Raw genomic sequence first — 8,754 nt, 5'->3', positions numbered from 1 at the left:
GTAACGCCCAGATAGACGTGCAAGTAACCTTTGCGGAGTACGCGCAAGGTATATCGATTTGCTTTCAGAGGCTGTGCGGAAAATTTCTCCATTTGTGCAAGAGTCTCCAATCTCGCACTTGCATTGCCAACGAATGATGGCTTGATCGCATAGCGTAGCGGCAGGATGGGATAGCCTGTGCGCTGGCAGAAGCCGCATTTCCCATCGGAACCCAGCGCACATTTTTGTGCGACGTCGGCATTTTTCTTTACTAGGTCACCGCTGGTAGTAGTTTGTCTGGGGAAGCCTGCCATGTTCAATTTTCTCCACGCTGAAAGATTCAGTCCTCGATATTTTTTCTTTAGTCTGCCGGGCGATTTTTGGCGATTTCATTCAGGATTTCGTCGGGAAGGGTTGTCATCACCTTGCTCAAACTTCTTTCTCCGACGAGAGCCTGTTCGATCGCCCATTGCGCCGCCAGATGGTCAGCCCAGCCGGCGGACAATGAAAAATCGTTGAGTGCGGTGAAGATGAGATCTTCTGTACGCTGCAGCCCTCGTGCTTTAGCGCGCTTCAATGACGCATCGATGGCAATCTCGGGATTGGACGGCAATCTGTGTTGCGCCTCCTGCATCGCCATGGCGACCAGCCGCGCATCGGCCACGCGGTGCTGCATCATCCAGTCACGTTGTTCCAGTTGTTCACCAGGAGAAGTGCCGTCCCTGTTGAGATCATGTGCGGCGAGATTGTTCAACTGACCGTTCAGATCCAGCCATAACCAATGACTGATTGGTCCCAGCCAACGATGTAAAAAGCTTTTCCTGTCCGTATTGGCGAGCAGCGAAAGTCGGTGCGGTTCAAACAGGGGCAAAAAGCGCCTGCGTCCGTTGAGCAAGTCAAATAACTCACACGATTCCGCAATATGCGCGGCAACCTCTTTCGCGGGTTTCTCCGATACCAGCCAACCCGCTACATAACTGCCGTTGATACTGGCCCGGCGCCGCCACGCGTGCGCGATGGCAAGATCGAATAACTCATCGTCCGGGTAGCCGCGATCGCCTGGTGAGTGAAGCGTCACCAGCGCCGGACAAATCGAAGGGTCATGCAAATAGTCGGCACGAGGCACAATGATTGGATTGGCCGGGATCTCTCTTTTTGCGAGCTGATGCAAGTGCAGGGGATCACCTTCGAAACAAGGATGATTTCCGTCCAGCAGCACATGGATGTGACAATGCGGGTGCGCTTCGCGCAGCTGAAACAAGGCGGCGCGAATCTCTTCGTTCAGGGATGGGTTGTTCATATTGGTGACTGTCTCAATGCTCCGCGATGCCTGCTTGTTCAGACTCCGCTCTTGTATTCGCATTCGCTCAAGGGGCCTGGCTTCGGCAGGCTTGCTTCTGCCTTTGCGCTCTGCGGCCCCGTCAAGGTCTTCGCACCAGCCTTGAACTCCATTGACCCCGGCCCATGTATTTCGATATTGCCTCCGGAGAGTTTCAACCACGCTCCCTGCGCAGCGAGCTGTACATGTTGCTTTCCCGTGATCTGCACATGCTTTTCCACACTGGCTACAGTCAACTGCGTGGCCGATGTCAGTGAGATATTTTTCGACTGGCTCTGAACACTCACCTTGCCCGATGCCGCGTGCAAGGCGATGCCGCTATCCTGCAGCGGCTTGCTGTTGCGGCCGCTCAGGCCGTGCGTGAACAGGCTGATGCCGGACTGGATGAGATAGTGCAAGTTGCCTTGGGCGATCTGATTGATATCCTGGCCAGCTGTGATGCTGCTGCTTGTTCCAGCAGCGAGGATGGCACTGGCCGGTGTGGCTGCCGCAATATCGGCCGCGCTCGAGAACTGCAATTGCGGCGCACTGAAGGCGGGCACGTTGCTGCTGTCTTCCGCTGCGCCAGGTGCAGACCTGGTCGCCGTTGCTGTGAGCACCTTGATTGCATCGGTCAGCGCTTCGACTGCTGGCAGCTTGCCTGCCTCACCTTCGCCCTCGAATCGGGCATGGTGTTTTTGCGCCGTCTCAGCCAGTTGTCGCTGCTTCTCCGCACTGTCAACCAGCTGCTTCACTCCGCCGCGCAAGTCGAGTTGCTCCCCCATGCTGTTTTCGGTCGAGATCAGCAAACCTTGTCCTGCACGTACTGCCGCGCTTTGCCGGGTCTTCAGTTCGAAGCCTTCTCCGGTAGGCACCAGGCGTCGATTGTCGGTCTGCTGGCGCAAGGCACCCAGATTGAGTTCGCTGGCACCATCGTGGGCATCGGTGTGCTGTTGCAGCGATGCGCGCGACTGGCCAGGCGTGTCGTCGAACACCAGTTGCTGGTAGCCGCCAGTGCCGCTTTGACTCGTCCCCATGGCCTGGGTCTTGATGCCCGAGAGAACCGCTGCGTGGCCGTGGGGACCACTGCTTCCGGCGAACCAGGGCGGGGCGTTGCCGGTGGCGGCACCGGCACCTTGAACAGCCCGGTTGCCTTGAGCGTTGTCCTGGCCTCGGCCGTTATAGAGTGTGCCGATCACGACGGGACGATCAATGTCGCCCTCGATGAAATCGATCAGCACCTCCTGGCCGACGCGGGGTAACGCGTGCCCGCCCCAGTTTGCACCCGCCGTCGGTGCCAGTCCTGCCACTACCCGCACCCAGGTGCCAGAGGCTTCATTGGCAGGTGCGCCACTGTGGCCGCCACGGGAGGGCGAACTCAGACTGCTGTGGCTGCGCTCGCCACGCTGCCAATGAAACTGTACTCGCACGCGGTGGTCGCGATCGGTGTGCACCGCTTGTCCTCGGATACCGACCACGACGGCCGTCTGCTGACCAATGACTGTAGGTTTGGCATACAGGGCCTGGCCGTCAGGGGTGGTGAGCAAAGGGCGATAAGGAATGTTGTATGGGATGGCTTCGAAACGATTGCGATACACCGGGCGCACCTCGCCGTTGCCAGGCATCAGCGCAGCATCCAGGAGGCTGCTGTGGTGTTCTTCTTCAGGCAGCACAGCTTGGCCCAAGAGCTTCATCACGTCTGCCTTGAGATCGGCGCGAAGATTGTTGTGAGCCTGGTGGACGACTCTCATCAAGACGAAGCGATCGTCCTCTCTGCCGTCATGCTCGGGATGACCATTCAGCTTGAAGGTCGTACCGGGAGCGAAACTGCGCACCGTGCCGGCCCCCGTGAAGATCTGGTTGTGGGCTTCAATGGCTTGCATCCGCATGTTGGCCTGACGGTCGGCTTGGGCGCGGTTTTCGTTGGCATAGATGCCAGGCGCATCGCGGCTGGCCAGCACCAGGCCTGCAGATCCCGGTTGAACTGGCGTGGCACTGGTGGCCTCGCGTACGCTGGCTTGCCGATAGTCCCAGGTGAGAATCTCCACCGAGTTTGTCTGCCAGCGGTCCAGACTGCGCCAGCGATCAATGCTGTCTTGTGCCATCACGGCACTGGCTTGAGTGAACTGGACGTCCGCGCGCGCATTGCTCTGGAAGCTGGCGTTGTGATCGGCGATGACTACGGTATGCGCGCCCAGGCTGGGGCTGTTGCTTACCCCGGCATGTTCCACGTAGTAGAACATGCCTTCCTCGCTCAACAGGCGGCTGATGAAGGCCAGATCGGATTCCTGATATTGCGTGACCAGGCTGCGCCGGGCGTACACCCTGGTGTCGCGCAGATCCATGCGCCATTGGGGTTGCAGCTTGCCTTGGCCCTGGTAGTCGCGCAAGACGGCATCGATGATCTCAGGTACGGTCAAGTCTTGATAAACCCTGCTGTCACGGCGATAGCGCAAGAATGCCAGCCAGGGTTCGATGGTCAGGAGATAACGCGCCATTCCACCATTGGCCCCTTGCAGTCGGCATTGCGTAACGTGGCCATGGAAATGGCGTGGTTTCGCATCGCTCTGCAAGATCAGCAATACCGGCTGAGCGATGAACTTGCGCAAGGAAAGATGTGCGTCGAGACTGAGGCAGGAGAGTTGCAGGCGGTATCCAGCGATGGCTTCATCGATATCGTAGCCATCCAGGTCCGGGCCGATGCATTCGACGGCCTGGAATTTTTCGGCCATGAGTTCATCTGAGTTCACATCGCTGCTTGGCGAAGTGAGCAGACGCATCACGCGCGAAGCTGGTGGCCAGGCACCAGCAAAGGAGTCGGAGAGAGTCGTCATCATCACGGAAGGGTTGTGTCGGCATTTTTGGGAATGCGACTTGACCAGCATCCGGACACTGAGGTCACTGGCCTATGCACGCAGACTCAAAACTGGGCGATAGATCAGGTACCTGAGGCCGGGTTCCCGGCTCCGTGAAAATGACTATTAGAGTTTATTAGTGGACTACTATGGGATACAAGATTGGAGAAATCAGACAACTCCCCCTCAGCAGGGGAGACTTAAGGAAACATCACATCAGGGACAAAATTCGTGATTGATTTTTCAGTTGGCGGCCAAGGGAAATGTCACCAGATGCGTCACATCCAACCGGATCCCTATCCATTCCCCCACCGCATGATCGTGATGCGAAGGCACCAGCGAGAGCAGTTGCTGGCCGTTCTCCAGCGCCAGGGTGTAGAGGAATTCCGCGCCCCGGAATGACTTGCGTACCACCTGCGCCTTGAAGGGGGACGCATCGTCGTGCATGACGTCGTCGGCCCGCAGCAATACATCGACCTGCGCGGCGCTGGCATCGCGTCCGCTTTCCACCGGCAGTCCGCGCAACAGGCCTGCTGCGGTCCGGACGCTGATCTCGCCTTGTACCCCGGCATCCGCTGCAGCCTGCACCTGCCCGCGCAGCAACACCCCATGCCCGATGAAATCCGCCGCAAAGCGGGTGGCCGGACGATGGTAGAGCGCATAAGGCGTATCCCACTGTTCCAATCGGCCGTGCCGCATCACGCCCACCACATCGGCCACTGCAAAGGCTTCCAGCTGATCGTGCGTGACCATCAGGGCGGTGGTGCCGGTGCGTTTGAGGATGTCGCGTACGTCGTGCGCCAGGCGTTCGCGCAGCTCCACGTCCAGACTGGAAAACGGTTCATCCAGCAACAGCAGGCGCGGCTGTGGCGCCAGCGCGCGCGCCAGGGCAATGCGCTGCTGCTGGCCACCGGACAGCTGGTGCGGGAATTTGCTGCCCGCCTCGGGCAGGCCGACCAGGGCCAGCATCTGCGTGACGATCTGTTCCCGCTGCGCACGCGCCATGCCGCGCAAGCCAAAGCCGATATTGGCTGCCACATCCAGATGCGGGAACAGCGCGAAATCCTGGAACACCATCCCGATGCGCCGCGCCTCGGCCGGCACGCGCACGCCATCACCTTCCAGCAATGCTCCGTCGAGCCGGATGCGGCCCGACTGCGCCGGTTCCAGCCCGGCCACGGCGCGCAGCAGGCTGGTCTTGCCACTGCCGGAGGGGCCGATCAGGGCCCCCAGCTCGCCCGGCTGCAGGCGCAGCGAGACGGCATCGACGGCCGCCTGGGCGCTGCGGGGATAACGGATACTGACGTGATCGACTTCCAGAAACATGGGCAGGCTCGATGAAATGGTTACAATTCGCGTTTGTCTCGGAGTGCGCAGTGTAGCGCATGGACCGCCGACTTCCCCTGGCAATTCTTTATTGGGCCGTTCCCGTTTATGCACATCATCGGTTTGCTCGCTGTCCTGATCGCTTTGCCGCTCTTCGGCATCCTCGCTGCCTGGTTCGGGCTGGATGCGGCCGGCATCGACAACCTGCGCCAGCAGATGCAGACCGTCTTGCCCGGCTACCTGGCCACCTCCGGCTGGCTGGCGCTGATGGTGCCGCTGGGCGTGGTCCTCGTCGGTGGCGCGGCGGCGGTGACGGTGAGCCTGTTCGAGTTTCGCGGACGGCGCTGGCTGTCCTGGGCGCTGCTGTTGCCGATGGCCATGCCGGCCTACGTGTCGGCCTATGCCTATACCGATTTCCTGCAATACGCGGGGGCCGTGCAGAGCACGCTGCGCGGCTGGTTCCCCGGCTGGCGCATGGATGTGCGGGGCTTGCCGGGGGCGGTGTGCATGTTTGTCTTCACGCTCTATCCCTATGCCTACCTGCTGGCGCGCAATGCGCTCTCCGAGCGCGGCATGCACCTGATGGAGGCTGCCCGCATGCTGGGCACGCCGCTATCCGAACGCATCCGGCGCGTGGCCTTGCCGCTGGCGCGTCCGGCCCTGGCGGCCGGGGCGGCGCTGGCGCTCATGGAAACGCTGGCCGATTACGGTGTCTCGGCCTACTTCGGCCTGACCACTTTCACCACCGGCATCTACAAGGCCTGGGTTGTATTGGATGACCGCATTGCCGCCGCCCAGTACGCGTCGCTGCTGCTGCTCTTCGTGTCGGTGCTGCTGTGGCTGGAGCGGCGCGAACAGGGCCGCATGCGCTTTGCGGCCACACGCGGTGCGCGCGGCAGCGAGGGAGCGGAGGCGCGCCTGCCGCAATTGACCGGCGCGCAGACGCTGGCGGCCTGGGCGGTGTGCGGCTTGCCGGTGGTGCTGGGCTTCGTGCTGCCGGTGGCGATCCTGTTGCAGTTGTGGGCCGGGCAGTGGGGCAGCAGCGACGCCGCCATGCCTGCTTTCGATCTGGCCCGCTATGCCGGCTGGGTGTGGAACAGCTTCCGCTTCGGCGGCATGGCGGCGCTGGCGGCCATCGTGCTGGCGCTGGGCCTGTGCTTCGCGCTGCGCGGCGCGCACCTGCCGCGCCTGCAGGGGCTGGTGCTGCGCCTGACCGCTCGCCTGGCCGGCATGGGCTATGCCATTCCCGGCTCGGTCATCGCGGTCGGCATCCTGCTGCCGGTCGCCTGGCTGCAGGCGTTGTGGCCGGCGGCGGGCCTGGGCGTGCTGCTCACGGCCAGCTCGCTCGGCGTGATCTACGCGTATCTGGTACGCTTCACGGCGGTTGCGGTGCAGTCGGTGGAGTCCGGCTACACCCGTATTCCGGCCAGTCTTGACGAAGCGGCGCGCACCCTGGGCAGTTCGCGCGCGGTGATTGCCTGGCGCCTGCACATGCCGTTGTTGTGGCGGTCGCTGGCGGTGGCGGCGCTGATGGTATTCGTCGATGTGGTCAAGGAGTTGCCGGCGACCTTGCTGCTGCGTCCCTTCGATACCGATACCCTGGCCGTGATCGCGCACAACCTGGCGCGCGATGAGCGCCTGGGCGAGGCGGCCTTGCCGGCCTTGTCCATCGTGCTGGTGGGGCTGGCACCGGTGCTGCTGGTGATGCGGGCACTCGATGGCCGGCGCCGCACGGACTTGCAAAGCGCGCTTCCGCCCGCATAACCCAAGCACGCAAAGACCAACAATGGGCGTGGCCAGGGGGCTGCGGCCACTCTCTGGAGAAACCATGAGCCAATACGATTACGACCTCTTCACCATCGGCGGCGGTTCCGGTGGCGTGCGCGCAGCGCGCTTCGCCGGCCAGGCCGGGGCCCGCGTCGGGCTGGCCGAGAAGGGCGATCTGGGCGGCACCTGCGTCAACGTCGGCTGCATCCCCAAGAAGCTGATGTCCTACAGCGCCCATTTCCACGAGGATTTCGCCGATGCCGCCGGTTACGGCTGGACCTTGCACAGCGAACCCACCTTCGACTGGTCGGCCCTGATCGCCAACAAGGACCGCGAGATCACGCACCTGAACGGCATCTACCAGCGTCTGCTCGATGGCGCCAACGTGAGCCTGCATCGTGGCTTCGCCACGGTGGAAGATGCGCATACGGTCAGCGTGGAAGGCAAGCGTTTCACCGCCCGCCACATCCTGGTGGCCACCGGCGGCCATCCCGACAAGCCGCAGATCCCGGGCAGCGAGCTGGGCATCACCTCGGACGATTTCTTCCACCTGAAGAGTCTGCCGAAACGTGCGGTGGTGCTGGGCGGCGGCTATATCGCCGTGGAACTGGCATCCATCCTCAATGGCCTGGGCAGCGATGTGACGCTGGTGTATCGCCGCGAACGCCTGTTGCGCAACATGGATGCCGACCTGGGCATCCACCTCGCCGATGAAATGGCCAAGAAGGGCATCCGGCTGGTCTTCGATGCCAGCATCGCGGCCATCGAAGCGCCACATGCGGGTGAAGACAGCGTCAAGCAGGTACGCCTGACCAATGGCGAAACCGTGGCGGCGGAGTGCGTGCTGTTTGCCACCGGGCGTACGCCCAATACACGCGGCCTGGGGCTGGAGCAGGCCGGTGTCGTCTTGAAGGAAAACGGCGCCGTGGTGGTCAATGAGAGCTTCGAGAGCAACGTGCCATCGATTCTCGCCGTGGGCGACGTAATCGACCGCGTGGCCTTGACGCCGGTGGCGCTGGCCGAAGCGATGGTGGTGGTAGCGCGCCTGTTCGGCAAGGGCGAGCGCGTGATGTCCTACCAGAACATTCCGACAGCGGTGTTCAGTCATCCCAATGTGGGCACCGTGGGACTGACCGAAGAACAGGCGCGCAAGACCCATGGTGAAGTAAAAATCTTCAAGACCGACTTCAAGCCGCTCAAGAACACCCTCTCGCGCAATACCGAGCGCACCTTCATGAAGCTTGTGGTCGATGCGCAGACTGACAAGGTGCTCGGCGTGCACATGGTCGGCGGCGATGCCGGTGAAGTCATCCAGGGCTTTGCCGTAGCCCTGCAATGCGGTGCCACCAAGGCGCAGTTCGATGCCACCATCGGCATTCATCCGACCTCCGCCGAAGAGTTCGTGACGATGCGCACGCCGGTGGCCTGAGGCCGCCGTCTTCTGCAAGCGGTACCCAAAGAACGGAAAAAAACGGGGATGCCAAGGCATCCCCGTTTTGCTTACATCAT

The 8,754-nt window shown here is 62.0% G+C and carries 6 protein-coding genes; 2 read left to right on the top strand and 4 right to left on the bottom strand.

What is annotated here, in order from left to right; translation table 11 throughout:
* The 4 genes from B3873_RS14825 to B3873_RS14810 form a co-directional block, all read right to left on the bottom strand.
* Positions 1-293: toxin VasX (locus B3873_RS14825; protein ID WP_286866990.1), on the bottom strand; the 293-nt coding region annotated here is incomplete at its 3' end.
* Positions 294-340: 47 nt separating this feature from the next.
* Entirely contained in the window at positions 341-1,279 is a 939-nt protein-coding gene (locus B3873_RS14820; protein WP_286866988.1) for a hypothetical protein, read from the bottom strand.
* A 38-nt stretch (positions 1,280-1,317) separates the two neighbouring features.
* The gene (locus B3873_RS14815) at positions 1,318-4,134 is read right to left on the bottom strand and encodes a type VI secretion system Vgr family protein (RefSeq protein ID WP_286866985.1); all 2,817 of its coding nucleotides are present in this window, start codon (positions 4,132-4,134) and stop codon (positions 1,318-1,320) included.
* A 261-nt stretch (positions 4,135-4,395) separates the two neighbouring features.
* Positions 4,396-5,478, bottom strand: a complete 1,083-nt coding sequence (locus tag B3873_RS14810) for an ABC transporter ATP-binding protein (protein WP_286866982.1) — start codon at positions 5,476-5,478, stop codon at positions 4,396-4,398.
* Between the two features lie 108 nt (positions 5,479-5,586).
* Here B3873_RS14810 and B3873_RS14805 point away from each other — a divergent pair, with 108 nt between their 5' ends.
* The gene (locus tag B3873_RS14805) at positions 5,587-7,242 is read left to right on the top strand and encodes an ABC transporter permease (RefSeq protein ID WP_286866980.1); all 1,656 of its coding nucleotides are present in this window, start codon (positions 5,587-5,589) and stop codon (positions 7,240-7,242) included.
* Between the two features lie 64 nt (positions 7,243-7,306).
* Positions 7,307-8,674, top strand: coding sequence for a glutathione-disulfide reductase (gene gorA, locus B3873_RS14800; RefSeq protein ID WP_286866977.1), 1,368 nt, complete (start codon positions 7,307-7,309; stop codon positions 8,672-8,674).
* Positions 8,675-8,754 lie beyond the last annotated feature (80 nt).

Origin of the sequence: Herbaspirillum sp. UBA812 (assembly GCF_002296545.1) — a bacterium.
Lineage (GTDB): Bacteria > Pseudomonadota > Gammaproteobacteria > Burkholderiales > Burkholderiaceae_D > Herbaspirillum > Herbaspirillum huttiense.
Note: the sequence above shows the minus strand (reverse complement) of the source record. Positions and strands in the feature narration are given on the sequence as shown.

Coding starts and splice junctions, on each gene's coding strand:
- B3873_RS14805 (WP_286866980.1), top strand. CDS start 5,587: ATGCACATCATCGGTTTGCTCGCTGTCCTGATCGCTTTGCCGCTCTTC.
- B3873_RS14810 (WP_286866982.1), bottom strand. CDS start 5,478: ATGTTTCTGGAAGTCGATCACGTCAGTATCCGTTATCCCCGCAGCGCC.
- B3873_RS14815 (WP_286866985.1), bottom strand. CDS start 4,134: ATGATGACGACTCTCTCCGACTCCTTTGCTGGTGCCTGGCCACCAGCT.
- B3873_RS14820 (WP_286866988.1), bottom strand. CDS start 1,279: ATGAACAACCCATCCCTGAACGAAGAGATTCGCGCCGCCTTGTTTCAG.
- gorA (WP_286866977.1), top strand. CDS start 7,307: ATGAGCCAATACGATTACGACCTCTTCACCATCGGCGGCGGTTCCGGT.